This window comes from Novosphingobium malaysiense (assembly GCF_000802225.1).
Lineage (GTDB): Bacteria > Pseudomonadota > Alphaproteobacteria > Sphingomonadales > Sphingomonadaceae > Novosphingobium > Novosphingobium malaysiense.
Window position 1 is genome coordinate 23,003 of record NZ_JTDI01000003.1, and the last position, 15,718, is coordinate 38,720.

Genomic DNA, 15,718 nt, shown 5'->3' on the forward strand with positions numbered 1-15,718 from the left:
AAGAGGAGAAGCCACCTTGGCAACTGTCCGGAACACTCCCGTCGTCGTGGTAACTGGAGCATCGGCCGGGGTGGGCCGCGCAGTCGTGCGACGCTTCGCGCGAGACGGCGTCAAGATGGGCCTGATCGCGCGCGGCATGGACGGCCTGCGCGCGGCAGCGAAAGAGGTGGAGGATGCCGGTAGCGAGGCTCTCATCCTGCCCTGCGACGTGGCCGACAACGATGCAGTGGAGGCGGCTGCAGAAGAAGTGGAAGCGAAGTTCGGTCCCATCGATATCTGGATAAACGTCGCCTTCGCCGGCGTGCTTGCCCGGTTTCTCGACGTGGAGCCGGAAGACTACAAGCGTGTAACAGATGTCACCTACCTGGGTCAGATCAACGGCGCGCGGGCGGCTCTAAAGCGCATGGTACCGCGCAACAAGGGCAGCATCGTGTTGACCGGGTCGGCGCTGGCCTATCGTGGGGTCCCGTTGCAGACGGCCTATTGCGGGGCCAAGCATGCCATTCAGGGGTTCCAGGATTCCCTTCGGGCCGAACTCTTCCATGCACGCAGCGACGTGCACGTTTCGATGGTCCAGCTTCCGGGCGTCAACACGCCGCAATTCGACTGGATCAAGACCAACATGCCCAAGCAGCCGATGCCGGCAAGTGCCCCTTATCAGCCCGAGGTTCCGGCCGAGGCGATCCACTACGCGGCACACCATCGGCGCAAGCAGGTCATGGTCGGTTTCCCGACCGTTCAGGCGATCTGGGGCGACCGCTTGGCGTCCTCGCTGCTCGACCGCTATCTCGGCATGACCGGCGTTTCCGGCCAGCAGGACAAGGAGCCGGTGGCGAGCGACCGCCAGGACAACCTGTGGACCCCCGTTCCAGGCGATCATGGCGCGCATGGCCGGTTCGATGCCAAGGCGCGCAGTTGGAGCCCGCAACTGGTTGCGAACATGCATCGCGGGGCGATCGCACTGGGTACCGCGGCAGCGGCTGTTGCCGGCCTGCTCGCGTTTGGCAGAAAGGGCGCCCGGGCATGAAGGCCGACTGGCGGCCCCATCGCATCGAGGGCCATGGCTTCATATCCGATGGCGAGACGGCCGCGCTCGTGTACCAGGACGCGACGATCGACTGGCTGTGCATGCCGCGGTTCGATAGCGAGGCCTGCCTCGCATCGCTGCTGGGCAAGGCAGACAACGGCGGCTGGTGGCTTCACCCGACCGAAAAGGTCAAGAAATCGAGCCGCCGGTACATCGACGACACCCTGATCCTCGAAACGCTGTTCGAAACCGAAAAGGGCGAAGTCGCGATCATCGACTTCATGCCGATCGCTCGCGGCGAGGCCCCGGACATCGTGCGCATCGTCGAAGGGCGGCGCGGCAAGGTGGAAATGGCCTCCAGCCTTGCCCTGCGGTTTGATAATGGCAGCACGCACCCCCTGACCCGGAGCCAGTCCGACAAGGAAATGGTCGCCATCGCCGGACCCAATGCCGTGGCCCTGCGCTTCGATGCGCCGGTCGAACCTACCGAACACGCGTTCGAAAGCCGCTTTACGGTCAGCAAGGGAGAGCGCCGGACCCTCACCATGACCTGGTTTGCCAGCGACAATCCCGTTCCCGGTCCGGTGGATGCCGACAAGGCGCTCGACCAGGCGACCAAGTTTTGGACCAAATGGGCCAAGAAGACGAAATACGACGGTCTTGAGCCAGAGGCCGTGCAGCGTTCGCTGCTGACGCTCAAGGGGCTCATCCATGCCTCCACCGGTGGCGTCGTTGCAGCCGCGACCTCGTCGTTGCCGGAAAGGCCGGGCGGCTGGCGCAACTGGGACTACCGCTATTGCTGGCTGCGCGATGCGACGTTTACGTTGCTGGGGTTCATCCGCACCGGTCATGACGACGAGGCGCGGGCCTGGATCGGCTGGTTGCGCCGTGCCATCGCCGGGCAGCCCGTGGACATCCAGCCGTTCTATGGCATCGACGGCAGCCGTCATTCGCTCGAATGGGAATGCGACTGGTTGCTGGGATTCGGCGATTCCCAGCCGGTGCGTTTCGGGAATGGCGCCGTCGGCCAACGCCAGTTGGATGTCTACGGCGAAGTCATCGATGCCATCTTTCTGGCCCGCAAGCATGGGGTTTGCGAGGACGCCGAAGAGATCGTGGGATTGCTGGCAGAGCGGCTTGAGACCATCTGGCGCGAACCCGACGCCGGCATTTGGGAAAGCCGGGGCGATCCGCGCCAGCACGTCTATTCGAAGGCGATGTGCTGGGTCGCCTTCGACCGTGCTTCACGTATGCTCGCCGAGACGCATCCGGAACGGTGCACGCGATGGCGTGATCTCGCTGAGGAAGTGCGCGCCGAGGTCCTCTCCCAAGGCTACAACGAAAAGCGGGGCGCATTCACGCGCGCTTACGATGACGATGCTCTCGACGGAGCCGTCCTGCGCTTGCCGTTGGTGGGCTTCATCGACGCCGACGACGAGCGGATGGTCAACACGGTTTCCGCGATCGAACGGGACCTGTGCCGTGACGGGCTCGTATACCGGTATTCCAGCGACAACACTGATGACGGGGTGGGCGGTGCTGAAGGCGTCTTCCTCGCTGTCGCCTGCTGGCTTGCCGATGTCTATGCGATGCAGGGGCGAATGGACGACGCCCGCAAGCTGTTCGACAATCTTCTCGGGGCGGCCAACGATCTGGGCCTGCTGAGCGAGGAGTGGTGGCCCGAGGATCGTCGCTCGATGGGCAATTTTCCCCAGGCCCTCTCGCACGTGGCTCTCGTTAATACTGCGCTGGCGCTGTCGGCGAACGGCAAGCCGCCGCGGCTGGACACATGATCCGCCGCGGCGCGGCAGGCTGGATGCTGTTGGTGGCGCTGATGCCGGCGCTGGCAGGCTGTGCGGGAACGCCCAGTTTCCTGCTGCCGGCGGGGCCGATCGCCAGCGATCAGCGACACCTGTTCTTCGTGGTCATCGCATTGATGATGATTGTCGTCTTGCCCGTGTTTCTGGGACTGCCCTGGGTTCTGTGGCGGTACCGTCAGGGAAACGACAAGTCGGACTATCAGCCCAAATGGAGCTTTTCCAAACCGCTTGAATTCGCCATCTGGGGCGTGCCCGTTCTGGTGGTCGTGGCCCTGGCATGGCAGGTCTGGACGCAGACGCACAAGCTCGACCCCTACAAGCGCCTGGAAGGGCGGGGCGATCCGATCGAGGTGCAGGCCGTCGGGCTCGATTGGAAATGGCTGTTCATCTATCCGCGGCAGGGGATTGCGACCGTCAACCGGCTGGTAGTCCCGGCCGGGCGGCCGGTCCATATCAGCCTGACCAGCGACACCGTGATGCAATCGCTGATGATCCCGCGGCTGGGCGGTCAGATCTACGCCATGGCGGGGATGCGCACCCAGCTCAACCTGATTGCCGACCGTCCCGGTCGGTACCTCGGAGAGAACACGCAATACAATGGCAAGGGCTTCCACTTGCAGAAGTTCGACGCGGATGCCGTTACCCCTGCGCAGTTCGATCGCTGGATTGCGCAGGCGCGGGCCGGTCGGCCTGCGCTTGACGCGGAGCGCTATGCGCAGCTGGCCAAGCAATCAGTGCCCGACGAGCCCATGGTGTTCGGTTCCGTCCCGCCGGACCTCTTCGCCGGGATTATCGACAAATATGACGAGGCTGCCCCGAAAAAGGCGCAATTTCAGGAGGCGAGCAGCAAATGACGAGCGTACACGCCTGGTCCTACTGGCTCATCGGCCGGATCGACTGGCATTCCTTCGCCTTCGTGCGCGCTTGGCGTGACCCCTCCTTAAGCGAGATCATTGCCGCGGGCGCTGCCGCATTGGTGGTGATCGGGGCGCTGGCGGTAATCGGCGGGGTGACGTGGCTCGGCAAGTGGCGCTACCTCTGGAAGGAGTGGCTGACCAGCGTCGATCACAAGAAGATCGGCATCATGTATGTCGTCATCGCGCTGGTCATGCTCACGCGTGCGCTGATCGAGGCGGTCCTGATGCGCACGCAGCAGGCCATTGCCGTCAACCATTCCGGCATCCTCTCTCCCGAGCACTTCGGGCAGCTATTCAGCACGCACGGCTCGATTATGATCTTTTTCATGGCGATGCCTTTCCTCACCGGCCTCATCAACTATGTGATGCCGTTGCAGATCGGCGCACGGGACGTGGCCTTTCCAGTGATGAACTCGATCAGCCTCGGCCTGACTGCCGCCGGTGCGGCGATCATGATGGTGTCGCTGGTGATCGGGAAGTTCTCGACGGGCGGTTGGTCCGGGTATCCTCCCTATACCGAGATGGCCTTCAATTCGGGCGTCGGGCCGGATTACTGGATATGGGCGGTGACGCTCAGTTCGATCGGGACGACGATGACCGGGATCAACTTCGCCGTCACCATCTACAAGCTGCGCACGGCCGGAATGCACCTGTTCCGCATGCCGCTGTTCTGCTGGACATCGCTATGCACCAGCATCCTCATGATCTTTGCGATGCCGCCGCTCACGCTGGCCACGCTCATGCTGGCGCTGGATCGGTATCTGGATTTCCATTTCTTCACCAACGACCTCGGCGGCAACATGATGAACTATGCCAACCTTTTCTGGCTGTTCGGTCATCCCGAGGTCTACATCCTGATCCTGCCGGCCTTTGGCGTCTATTCGGAAGTGATCTCCACGTTCGCCACGAAGCAGCTCTACGGCTACAAATCGCTGGTCTATGCGACCATGGCGATCGCCGTGCTCAGCTTCACCGTCTGGCTGCATCACTTCTTCACGATGGGGCAGAACGCCAACATCAATGCCTTCTTCGGGATCGCCACGATGACGATCGGCATTCCCACTGGCGTGAAAGTCTACGACTGGATCCTGACCATGTACCGCGGGCGCGTGCGCTTCACGGTTCCGATGCTCTACGCGATTGCCTTCATCGTGACTTTCGTCATCGGCGGCATGAGCGGCATCATTCTCGCGATCCCGCCGCTGGACTATGTGGTGCACAACACGCTGTTCCTCGTCGCCCACTTCCACAACATGCTGATCCCCGGCCTGCTCTACGGGATGATCGCGGGCTATCAGTTCTGGTTTCCCAAGGCCTTCGGCTTCCGTCTGGACGAGCGTTGGGGACGCATTTCCTTCGCCTGCTGGGTCACGGGATTCTACCTCGCCTTCATGCCGCTCTATGTGCTGGGCGCCATGGGCATGCCGCGGCGGATGGCTGCGGTCTTCCAGCCCGAGTACCGGCCATGGCTCCTGATCGCGGGTCTAGGAGGCTTCGTGCTGCTGGCGGCGCTGGCCAGCCTGTTCGTCCAGCTCTGGGTGAGCGTCCGCAAGCGCGAGGAAAATCGTGTCTTCGTGGGCGATCCCTGGGACAGCCGCGCCCTGGAATGGTCGGTTTCCGCGCCTCCGCCGGAGTTCAACTTCGCCACATTGCCCGAAGTGCGCGGCCCGGATGCTTTCGGAGGCGTCAAGGAACGCAAGCAGGCCTACCTGCCACCGCCCCGCTATGGCGACATCGAAATGCCCGCAAATTCGACACTCGGCCCGGTGCTGGGCATAGCCGGGGGCGCTGTCGCTTTCGGGCTGGTGTGGTACATCTGGTGGCTGGCCATAGTCGGAATGCTGATCTGTATCGGTGCCGTCATTGCCGGCAGCTTCCGCCGCGACACCCACCGCACCATCCCTGCAGACGAAGTCGCTGAAACGATAGGCCATTGGCTGAGCAGGGCAGCCGAAGCGCGCGCCATCCCGCGCCCGCTTGAAACGACATCTGCCAACCAGGGACTTGCGGAGTCTGCGACATGAGCGCGAACGAACTCAAGCACGCCGGGATCAATCTGGGCCACGCCGATCCCCTGCTGCACGAGCGGGCAGGGGCGGAAGTCTTCGGGTTCTGGGTATTCCTGATGAGCGACGCGGTGATCTTCGCGCTCCTGTTCGCGACCTATGGCGTCATGCTGCCGCGTACGGCCGGTGGTCCCACGCCGCACGAAGTCTATGAAATCAAGAGCGCGTTTACCGAAACGTTGGTCCTGCTGCTGTCCAGCTTTACCTACGGCATGGCATCGCTGGCGATGAAGTACGAACACAGGCAACACCGCCTGCAGCAGTGGCTTGTCGTCACGCTGGCGCTGGGGCTGGCTTTCATTGCCATGGAAATTCACGATTTCTGGAAGATGTTCGGTGAGAACGCGACGCCACAGCGCAGCGGGTTCCTTTCCTCTTTCTACGCGCTGGTGCCCACGCACATGCTGCACGTGACCACCGGCTGCATCTGGATCGTGGTGCTGCTGGCGCAGTTGCGCCGCTTCGGCATCGACGCGCGCAACAAGCTCAATGTTTTGCGCCTGGGCCTGTTCTGGCACTTCCTCGATATCGTCTGGGTCGCGATCTTTTCCGTGGTCTATCTGCAGGGGCTTGCGAAATGAGCGGGCACAAGGAATACCGCCGCGAACTGCGCAATTACGCGATCGGCCTGGCTGCCGCGCTTTTGCTCACTGGTGTCGCATTCGCGACGGTCGCGTTCGACTGGGCGCCGTTCACCGGCACGATGATCGTCGTCTATGGTCTCGGCCTTGTCCAGATCATCGTCCACTTCCGGTTTTTCCTGCACATCGATCTTGAGAAATCGGCGAGGGACGACTTGCAGCTCATCCTGTTTTCGACGCTGATTACGCTGCTGATGGTTGGCGGTACGGTGGTGATCCTGTTCAACCTCTATCACCGGATGCAATAGGCGGGGCTACCCGTCGGCCGGCGGCCGCCCCGGGATGGTGACGAGGGCCTCCAGCCCGGGCTTCCCGTCCGCTCGCGCGCCGAGATCGACGGTCAGGCCGTAGGCTGCAGCGATGTCCTGGGCGATAGCGAGGCCCAGCCCCGATCCCGGCATGGCAGGATCCAGGCGCGTACCGATCTTGAAGGCTTCGGTGACCTGCTTGGCAGTAAGCCCCGGTCCGTCGTCCAGGACGCGGATTTGCAGGGTGCCATCTGTCCGAGCCAGGCCGACTGTCACGGCTTCCCGGCTCCATTTTCCGGCATTGTCGAGCAGGATCGCCAGCAACTCCGAAAGATCCACCGCGTCGATAGGCACTGTCGTATCCAGCCCGTCGGGGATGCTCGTGTCGAAGGTCTTGTCAGGATGCAGCCGGCGCATGGCCGAGAGCAGGGGCGGGAGCGCTTCGCATACCCGACTGGTCGTGCCTGGTCCCCGCGCGCTGGCGGCCGAGCGAGCCCTTGCGAGCCGGAATTCGATCTGTTGCACCATGATCTGGCTCTGTGTGAGGAGTACGCCGGCGGCATCGGCCGTCCGCGTGTCCTGCGACAACCGTTCGGCCTCGTCGGTGATGACCGCAAGCGGGGTGCGCAGTGCGTGGGCGAGATTGCCCGCCTCCACCCGCGCGCGCTCCACCGTAGTGCGGTTGTGGTCGATGAAGGCATTGAGGTCCGCTACCAGCGGCGCGATTTCGGTCGGATAGTCGCCTTCCAGCCGCGTGGCGGCACCGCTGCGCAAGCGCGCGGTGGCCGCGGTCAGCTTGTCGAGCGGATGCAGTCCGAAGGTCACGAGGACGATGCCGGTGGCGACCAGCGCTGCCGCCAGCGCGGCAAGCCACACGACGAGTTCGCGTTCGAAGCGGGCAATGGTCTCGTCGAGCAGGCGTTCATCGGTGGCAATGACGTAGTGGACATCGCCGACCCCCGGTACGCGGCGAATGAGACCATAGGTGATGGCAGGCCCCGTCGGCCCGCTTTCGACATGGTGGTGGATCGAACTGTCGTGGGCGACGCTTTCGTCGAGCGATCCCCGCGTCATCGAGGCCGACCGCATGGTTTCGCGGCCGTCCAGGCTGACCTGCCAATAAAAGCCGGAAAGCGGGACGAGGTAACGCGGATCGGAGAGCGGGCGGTCCATCCCGAGATTTCCGCCGGGCCCCACCCGGACCAGCGCCGCCAGCTCCTTGATATGGACTTCCAGTTCTTCGTGATAGCTTTGCTCGACATGCTTGGCGAAAAGACGTGTCGCCGAATACCACACCCCGCCGATGCCGAGTGTCACCCACAGCAGCGTGGCCAGCAGGATGCGCACTCGCAGCGAGTGCCATTGCCAGCGACCCTTTACCCTGGAGGCCGTCACTTGCCGAACCTGTAACCGAGCCCGCGAACGGTGCGGATCCGGTCTGTGCCGATCTTGCGTCGCAGCCGCGATACCAGGACTTCGACGGCATTGAGATCTCGGTGGCTCTCGAGGTCGTAGAGATGCTCGCCGATATCGGCCTGCGACAGGGTCTGGCCGGGGCGCCTGATGAACAGGTTCAGCAGTCGGAACTCCTGCTTGCTGAGAGAAATCTGCTTCCCGTCGCATTCGACCTGGCGAGCGACGGGATCGAGCTTGCATCCCCCAGCCTCGATCCAGGTGTTCCGGGGCCCCGACTGGCGGCGCAGCAGGGCGTGCAGCCGGGCCAGCAGTTCCTCGAACCGGACCGGTTTGACCACGAAGTCGTCACCCCCTGCATTCAGTCCGGAAACCTTGTCCTGCCAGCTGCCGCGGGCCGTCAGGATCAGGATGGGGCAATCGACCTTGCGGCTGCGCCAGTATCTCAGGAGGTCCATGCCGCTGCCGTCTGGCAGGCCGAGGTCGAGCACGACGGCTGCCATCTTGTCCATGTCGGGCCAGGCCTCGCCTTCCTCGCGGTTGCAGGCCACATCGACGGCGAAACCGGCGCCGCGCAACCTGTCCGAAAGGCGCGCGGCCAGCTGTTCGTCATCTTCCACCAGAAGCAGCCGCAAGGCCCAATCCCCTCTCGCATCGTGATGGCATGGGTTTCGCCATGCGCCTGAAAACTGACAATAGGCACTGAAACTGACAAGGTCCTGTCAGCTTGGCCTACCATTCTTGCGCGCATGGACAGGAAACTCCTTGCTGGCGGGGCCGCCGCCGTGCTCGCGCTCGCCGCAGTCGGCTATTTCATGCTCACTCCATCCACGCCCCCGCAGGAGGCTGCCGAGGCGCCCGACAGCGGCGGCGGCGCGCTGAGCGACGAGCAGATCAAGCAACTGGGAATTGCCACCGTGGCTGCCACCGCGTCCGATACGGTGCCGCTTGGCACGGTGCCCGGCCAGATCTCGCTGCCGCCTGAGGCCAAGGTGGCCGTGACCACCCCTTTCGATGGAACCGCGACGCGGGTGTTCGTGCTCCAGGGAGAACAGGTCGGTCGCGGACAACCGCTTGCCATCGTGCGCTCGGCCGCGCCGGTGCAGTTCAGTGCCGATCTCGCCCGCGCGCAGGCCGACCTCGCCGTCGACCGGGCCAAGGCACAGCGGCTGGAAATGCTCGCGCGTGACGGCATCGTGGCCGGCGCGCGAGCAGACGAAGCCAAGGCCGCGCTACGCCGGAGCGAAGCGACCGTGGCCGAAAACCGCCGCCTGCTGTCTCTGGCCGGCGCCGGACACGATGGCACGGTAACGCTGCGCGCGCCGATTTCCGGGCGCGTGTCGACCGTGGCCATCGAGACCGGCGGGCATGTCGGTGGAGACATGGCCCCGTTCGTGATCGAGAACACCACTGCACTGACGCTGGACCTGCAATTGCCGGCACGGCTGGCCGGGCAGGTGCGGCCTGGAATGGAGGTCTCCGTGCCGCTGCCCGGAGACGGCAATGCGAGGGCCAGCGGGCGCATCGTCTCGGTCGGTGCATCGCTCGATCCCATGACCCGCTCGACTGCCGCCAAGGCGCGACTGGGCGGAGTCCCCGGGCTTATGCCGGGCCAGAGCGTCATGGCCGTGATCAGCGGCGTGAAAGGCGCCCGGCAGGCGGGCATATCGGTTCCCTCGCAGGCCGTTACCCGGATCGGCGACCAGGACGTGGTCTTTGTGCGGCAGGGTGGGCGCTTCGAGCGGCGCCCCGTCACGGTCGCGACGGACGCGGGAGGTCAGGCGATCATCGCTTCCGGCGTGAAGGCGGGAGATCAGGTCGCGGTCAGCGGCATCGCCGAACTCAAGTCCCTGATCGCGGAGTAATCGGGCCATGCTGCGCAAGCTTGTGGAACGGGCGCTGTCATGGCGTCTTGCGATCCTCGGCCTCGCCCTCGGGCTGGCGGGCATGGGGGCATGGGCCTTCATGCGCCTGCCCATCGACGCCTTTCCCGACATCAGCTCCACCCAGGTGAAGATCATCCTGAAGGCCCCAGGCATGACGCCGGAGGAGGTGGAAAGCCGGGTGATCACGCCGATAGAAATGGAGATGCTGGGCATCCCCAACCAGGCCGTCCTGCGCTCGGTCGCCAAGTACGCGATTGCCGACATCACCATCGACTTTGCCGACGGGACGGACATCTACTGGGCCCGCACGCAGGTCGCCGAGCGGCTGAACGGCGTGATGGGCGATCTTCCCGGCAATGTCAGCGGCGGCATGGCGCCGATCTCCACGCCGCTCTCCGACATGTACATGTTCACGCTGGAAGGGCCGCAAAGCCTTGCCGAGAAACGGCGCACGCTGGACTGGGTGATCCGTCCGGCCCTGCGCACCGTTCCCGGAGTCGCCGACGTCAATGCACTCGGCGGCCGTGTCGAGACCTTCGAGGTGGTCCCCAACGCATCGGCGCTCGCTGCTGCGAACCTCACGGTCTCGGACCTGGCCGGCGCCATCGAACAGTCCAACAGGAACGATGGTGCCGGCCGCCTTGTCTCCGGCGAGGAAGCGCTCATCGTGCGCGCAACGGGTGCGATCCAAACGCTGGACGACCTCGGGGCGATCGTGGTGCGCAGCGAGAACGGCAAGGTCCTGCGCGTGAGCGACGTGGCACAGGTGCGCACCGGCAGCCTCACGCGCTACGGCGCCGTCACCAAGGACGGCAAGGGCGAGGCGGTCGAGGGGCTGGTCATCGGCCTGCGCGGAGCGGATGCCGCGCAAGTGGTGGAGGGCGTGAAGCAACGTCTCGTCGAACTGCAGCCGAGCCTGCCGCAGGGCATGAGCGTCTCGGTCTTCTATGACCGCTCCGACCTGATCCAGCGCGCGGTCGGGACGGTGGAGGAAGCGCTGCTGGAGGCGACGCTGCTGGTGGTCGTGTTGCTTTTGCTGTTCCTGGGCGATGTCCGCGCTTCGGTGATCGTCGCGCTGGCCCTGCCGATGGCCGCGCTGCTCACTTTCATCTTCATGCGATCGATCGGCCTGACCGCCAACCTCATGAGCCTGGGAGGATTGGCGATTGCCGTGGGCATGCTAGTCGATGGTGCGGTCGTGGTCGTCGAGAATGTGGTAGAGCGCCTTTCAGATCCCAGGCACGCGAATTCGAGCAAGCTGCACAATGTCTTCATAGCCGCCGCGGAGGTCGCCAAGCCGGTGGCCTCGGGCATGACGATCATCGCCCTGGTGTTTCTGCCGCTGCTCGCGCTGCAGGGCCTGGAAGGCAAGCTGTTCTCCCCCGTCGCGCTGACGATCGTTCTGGCACTACTTTCCGCGCTCGTGCTGTCACTCACACTGGTTCCGGTATTGGCCTTTTACGTACTCAAGGTGAGGGCGGACGAGGGTCACCACGAGCCCTGGCTGATGCGACAGGTCGGGCCGCGGTATCATTCGTTGCTGACAGCGGCCTTCGCGCGCCGCAAGCTGGTCTACACTGTCGCTGGTATCGCGCTGCTGCTGACCGGCGTCGCCTATTCGGTGACGGGCAAGACCTTCCTGCCGACCATGGACGAAGGCTCGGTGATCGTTCAGCTCACCAAGCTGCCCTCGATTTCGCTCGAGCATAGCGTCGAGGGCGATCTCAAGGTCCAGCGAGCCATTCTATCCAAGGTTCCCGAAGTGACCGAAGTGGTTGCCCGCGTCGGCTCCGACGAACTCGGTCTCGATCCCATGGGCCTCAACGAGACCGATACCTTCCTCAAGCTGAAGCCGCGCGAGGAATGGCGCGTGCCGGACAAGGAATGGCTCGTCGGGCAGTTGCGCAAGGCGCTCGTCGACCTGCCGGGGATCGAACCCAGCTTCACGCAACCCATCGAGATGCGCATTTCGGAAATGCTCACCGGTTCGCGCGGCGACCTCGCCATCAAGATCTTCGGTCCGGACCTGAAGGAACTCGCGCGCATCGCCGGCGATATCCAGGGCCGGCTCCAAGGCATCAGAGGTACCAGCGAGGCGATGACTGTCGCCAACGACAGCGTCGACTATCTTCAACTCGGCGTCGACCGCGTCGCTGCGGGGCGTGCAGGCATGCCGGTAAACGAGTTGCAGGATGCCATGCGCGCCCAGGTCGAGGGTGTGCATGCCGGGGTTGTCGCGGAAGGAATCCGCCGGATCCCGATCGTCATCCGCGGGGAAGGGCAGTCGCTTTCGCCTCAGCAATTCGCCGATACGCTCTACCGTTCGCCCACCGGCCAACTGGTGCGCGCCAGCGACGTCGCCAAAGTATCGCGCGTCGAGGGGCCGGTGAAGCTGGAGCACGAGAACGGATCGCGCTTTGCCCTCGTCCAGGCCTTCGTCTCGGGTCGCGACCTTGTCGGCTATGTCGAGGAAGCGAAGGTCGACATCGCCGCAAATGTCACGCTTCCGCCGGGTTATCGCATCGTCTGGGGCGGCCAGTTCGAGAACCAGCAGCGTGCCTCCGCCCGTCTCATGGTGGTGCTGCCTATCTCGCTGGTGATGATCTTCGTGGTACTCTACGCGACGCTCGGTTCGCTGCGCGCCTCGCTGCTGATCCTCGGCATGATCCCTTTCGCGCTGGTGGGCGGCATGATCTCGCTTGCACTTTCGGGCGAGTATCTCTCGGTACCGGCCTCGGTCGGCTTCATCGCCCTGCTGGGCATCGCGGTGCTCAACGGCCTCGTCATGGTCAGCTATTTCCGACAACTGCGCGAGGAAGGCGTCCCACTTTCCGAAGCGGTGCGGCGCGGAGCGGAGCGGCGTCTGCGGCCGGTGCTGATGACTGCGACGATTGCCGCATTCGGTCTGGTGCCGCTGCTCTTCGCAAGTGGACCGGGATCGGAGATACAGAAGCCCTTGGCCATCGTGGTGATCGGCGGTCTCGTGTCCTCGACCCTGCTCACTCTGGTACTGCTGCCGATCCTCTATGAGCGTTTCGGTGAGAACAAGGCGGAGCGCGATGCGGGCGATCATGACCACCCGGACGGGGAAGGGGAGACGGCCGATGCGTAAGCTGCTCCTTGCCGGCGCCGTGCTGCTTGCGGCCGCTCCGGCCCTTTCCGAGCCCGGCCTCCCGGACGATGCAGCAGTCGTCGCCGCGCTCGACGCGCATCCCTCGGTCCAGGCCGCCATGGCCCGCACCGGCGCCGCGCGAGCGCAGGCCCGGGCCCTCGCGCGCGGCTCGCACGAGTTCACTTTCACCGGCAGCTACATAAACCGCTCGGTCGACCGCGAAGGCTCCTTCGATGAATTCGACGCACAGCTGACCCGGCCGATCCGCCTGCCCGGCAAAGCTCGCCTCGACCGCGAGATCGGCACTTTCGGCGTGGCTGCGGCCGAGAACCGGGCGGAAGACGCGCGCCATCAGGCCGCGCTCCTGCTCGCCCAGAGCTGGTGGGACTGGCTGGGGGCCGCCGCGGAAGCGCGAGTCGACCGGCAGGCAGCGGAAAACTACGCGAAACTCCTGGAAGCCGTGCGCCGGCGTGTCGCCGTTCGCGATGCCGCGCAGCTCGATGCCGACCAGGCCGCAGCGGCGCTGGGAGCCGCTCAGGTGGCCGCCGAGCAGTCGGCCGGTCGCGAGGCACTGGCACGCGCTCGTCTTGCGTCGCAATTCCCGGCGCTGCCCTTGGGTGACGTGCCGCCACCGGTCCCGATGCCGAAACTGCCCGACAGAGGCATCGAAGCGCTCGGCAGGCTCGTGATCAAACACAGCCACGAGATAGCCGCGGCCGATGCCGAGGCCCAGCAGGCGGGGGCTACGGCATCGCGCGCGCGCGCCGACCGTATCGCCGATCCCTCTTTGGGCGTGCGCCTGTTTTCGGAGCGCGGCGGCGCAGAGCGCGGTGCGGGCGTGCTGTTCTCGATGCCGCTGGGCGGCGGGCACCGCCGTGCCCTGGCCGACCAGGCGGATGCAGAAGCCAGCGCGGCCCGGGCAGATGCCATGGCGGTGCGTTTCGCGGTGACCGAAGTCGCCGAGACCGACATGACCGAGGCCCGCTTCCGCTATGCAGCCTGGCAGCGTGCGCGCGACGGGCTCAATGCCCAGATAGCGGCCTTGCAGAAGCTGCGCGAAGGGCACAAGGCCGGCGAAATCGACCTGTCCGACGAACTGCTCGGGGAACGGCAAGTCCACGATGCATTCCGCGTCGAAGCTCACGCGCGCACCGAAGCCATGCGTGCTCTCACACGGCTGCGCATCGATTCCCATTCGATCTGGATCGGTCAGGACGAAGACTGACGGAATTCCGGGACTGCTCGCTGCCCCGATTTCCTTGACTTTTGCAGGTGCGCTACCTATTTGGCCGCCTTTACGAACTTGCAGATTCTCACGGAGTGCCCATGGCGCGCGTTACTGTCGAAGATTGCGTCGACAAGATTCCCAACCGCTTCGATCTCGTCCTGCTTGCTGCGCAGCGTGCGCGCGAGATTTCCGGCGGCGCCGAGCTCACCGTCGACCGCGACCGCGACAAGAACCCGGTCGTTGCCCTGCGCGAAATCGCAGAGCAGACGGTTCGTCCCGACGAACTCAAGGAATCGCTGGTCACCTCGATGCAGCGCGTCCTTCCCGAGGACGACGACGAGATGGACGATATCGGTTCGCTCAGCCAGTCGGCCGAAGCCCTGCGCATCACGGCCTCGGCGCCCACGCGCAACACCTCGATCGGCGGCGATTACGACGGCTGATCCTTTTCGTTGACTGTCCTCCAGGGACAGGCGACGATCTGTTGCGTGGCAGGGAAAAAACGTAAATTACCGCGCATTGCCGGATTATCGCGGGGGCCGTCCAGACGGGCAGGCCCTCGTGACGCGTCTGCGGCCGGCGCGACGATTGCCGTCTACAGCGTCAAGGGCGGCGTCGGAAAGACGACCTTCGCGGCCAATCTTGCCTGGTGCTCGGCAGTCCTTTCCCGGCGTAAGACCCTGCTTTGGGATCTCGATGCTTCGGGCGGATCGGGGTTCCTCTACGGGCTCGAAGCCAAGGGATCCGGCCTTGCCGAAGAAGTTTTCTCGCGAAACCGTTCACCGCGAGCGCTGATCCAGCACACCGCTTTCGAGAACATCGACGTCCTGCCCGCAGACGAAAGCATTCGCGCGCTGGATGCACAACTGGCACAGATCGGCAAGCGCAAGCGTCTCGCCAAGCTCGCCCGCGAACTGACGGCCGATTACGAGCGGATCGTGCTCGATTGTCCGCCGGTGATGAACGAACTTTCGGCTCAGGTGGTGCGAGCGGCGGATCTCGTAATCGTGCCGCTGCCTCCGTCGCCCCTGTCGGCACGCGCTTTCGATCTGGTGGTGCGCGAGATATCCGGCAATGCGAAGCGTCATCCGCCCATCCTGCCCGTTCTTTCGATGCTGGACATGCGGCGTACGCTCCACCGGCAGGCGCGCGAAGCCAACCCGGACTGGCCTGCGGTCCCCTATGCCAGCGTGGTCGAACAATGTGCGGTCCGCCAGAAGCCGGTCGGCGTTCTCGCCCCGAGCAGTCCGGCCTCGGCCGCTTTTGCGCACCTGTGGAAGGCGATAGACAGGAAGCTGGCGGAACGCGCCTGAACCGGTAGATGCGCGCCGTGTGTGTACAATGCGCTGTTCAGTCGAGG

13 protein-coding genes are annotated in these 15,718 nt (G+C 64.7%); 11 read left to right on the forward strand and 2 right to left on the reverse strand.

From position 1 onward, the window contains the following. The first annotated feature begins 16 nt into the window (after window positions 1–16). Genes LK12_RS08030 through LK12_RS08055 form a run of 6 tightly spaced genes read left to right on the forward strand, consistent with a single transcriptional unit; the run spans window position 17 to window position 6,719 of the window. A complete protein-coding gene (locus LK12_RS08030; protein WP_039281872.1) occupies window positions 17–1,027 on the forward strand; it encodes an SDR family oxidoreductase in 1,011 nt (336 codons plus the stop codon). Further along, complete coding sequence (locus LK12_RS08035) at window positions 1,024–2,820, forward strand: glycoside hydrolase family 15 protein (RefSeq protein ID WP_039281875.1); 1,797 nt, start codon at window positions 1,024–1,026, stop codon at window positions 2,818–2,820. Before LK12_RS08030 ends, LK12_RS08035 begins: the two co-directional genes overlap by 4 nt. Beyond that, a complete protein-coding gene (locus LK12_RS08040; RefSeq protein WP_039281878.1) occupies window positions 2,817–3,701 on the forward strand; it encodes a COX aromatic rich motif-containing protein in 885 nt (294 codons plus the stop codon). The genes LK12_RS08035 and LK12_RS08040 overlap by 4 nt, the downstream gene beginning before the upstream one ends. Further along, window positions 3,698–5,788 carry a cbb3-type cytochrome c oxidase subunit I gene (locus LK12_RS08045; protein ID WP_082010429.1) on the forward strand — a complete coding sequence of 697 codons (2,091 nt, stop codon included), beginning with the start codon at window positions 3,698–3,700 and terminating at the stop codon, window positions 5,786–5,788. Before LK12_RS08040 ends, LK12_RS08045 begins: the two co-directional genes overlap by 4 nt. Further along, complete coding sequence (locus tag LK12_RS08050) at window positions 5,785–6,411, forward strand: cytochrome (ubi)quinol oxidase subunit III (RefSeq protein ID WP_039281882.1); 627 nt, start codon at window positions 5,785–5,787, stop codon at window positions 6,409–6,411. Before LK12_RS08045 ends, LK12_RS08050 begins: the two co-directional genes overlap by 4 nt. Next, window positions 6,408–6,719, forward strand: coding sequence for a cytochrome o ubiquinol oxidase subunit IV (locus LK12_RS08055; RefSeq protein WP_039281884.1), 312 nt, complete (start codon window positions 6,408–6,410; stop codon window positions 6,717–6,719). Before LK12_RS08050 ends, LK12_RS08055 begins: the two co-directional genes overlap by 4 nt. Before the next feature lie 6 nt (window positions 6,720–6,725). Here LK12_RS08055 and LK12_RS08060 read toward each other — a convergent pair whose 3' ends face one another. Continuing rightward, entirely contained in the window at window positions 6,726–8,066 is a 1,341-nt protein-coding gene (locus tag LK12_RS08060) for a sensor histidine kinase (protein ID WP_231568291.1), read from the reverse strand. Between the two features lie 44 nt (window positions 8,067–8,110). Beyond that, window positions 8,111–8,767 (reverse strand): response regulator transcription factor, encoded by a 657-nt coding sequence (locus LK12_RS08065; protein ID WP_039281886.1) that lies wholly within the window; start codon window positions 8,765–8,767, stop codon window positions 8,111–8,113. Between the two features lie 114 nt (window positions 8,768–8,881). On the opposite strand from LK12_RS08065, the gene LK12_RS08070 reads away from it, so the two are divergent. The 5 genes from LK12_RS08070 to LK12_RS08090 all read left to right on the forward strand — a co-directional run bounded on the left by LK12_RS08070 (window position 8,882) and on the right by LK12_RS08090 (window position 15,671). Then, window positions 8,882–9,997 (forward strand): efflux RND transporter periplasmic adaptor subunit, encoded by a 1,116-nt coding sequence (locus LK12_RS08070; RefSeq protein ID WP_039281888.1) that lies wholly within the window; start codon window positions 8,882–8,884, stop codon window positions 9,995–9,997. Window positions 9,998–10,004: 7 nt separating this feature from the next. Further along, the gene (locus LK12_RS08075; protein ID WP_039281890.1) at window positions 10,005–13,130 is read left to right on the forward strand and encodes an efflux RND transporter permease subunit; all 3,126 of its coding nucleotides are present in this window, start codon (window positions 10,005–10,007) and stop codon (window positions 13,128–13,130) included. Next, window positions 13,123–14,355, forward strand: a complete 1,233-nt coding sequence (locus LK12_RS08080) for a TolC family protein (RefSeq protein WP_039281891.1) — start codon at window positions 13,123–13,125, stop codon at window positions 14,353–14,355. The genes LK12_RS08075 and LK12_RS08080 overlap by 8 nt, the downstream gene beginning before the upstream one ends. Window positions 14,356–14,456: 101 nt before the next feature. Continuing rightward, window positions 14,457–14,801 carry a DNA-directed RNA polymerase subunit omega gene (gene rpoZ / locus LK12_RS08085; protein WP_039281892.1) on the forward strand — a complete coding sequence of 115 codons (345 nt, stop codon included), beginning with the start codon at window positions 14,457–14,459 and terminating at the stop codon, window positions 14,799–14,801. Window positions 14,802–14,846: 45 nt separating this feature from the next. Then, window positions 14,847–15,671: a ParA family protein gene (locus LK12_RS08090; protein ID WP_082010430.1), complete on the forward strand. Its 825-nt coding sequence runs from the start codon at window positions 14,847–14,849 to the stop codon at window positions 15,669–15,671. Window positions 15,672–15,718: the final 47 nt, after the last annotated feature.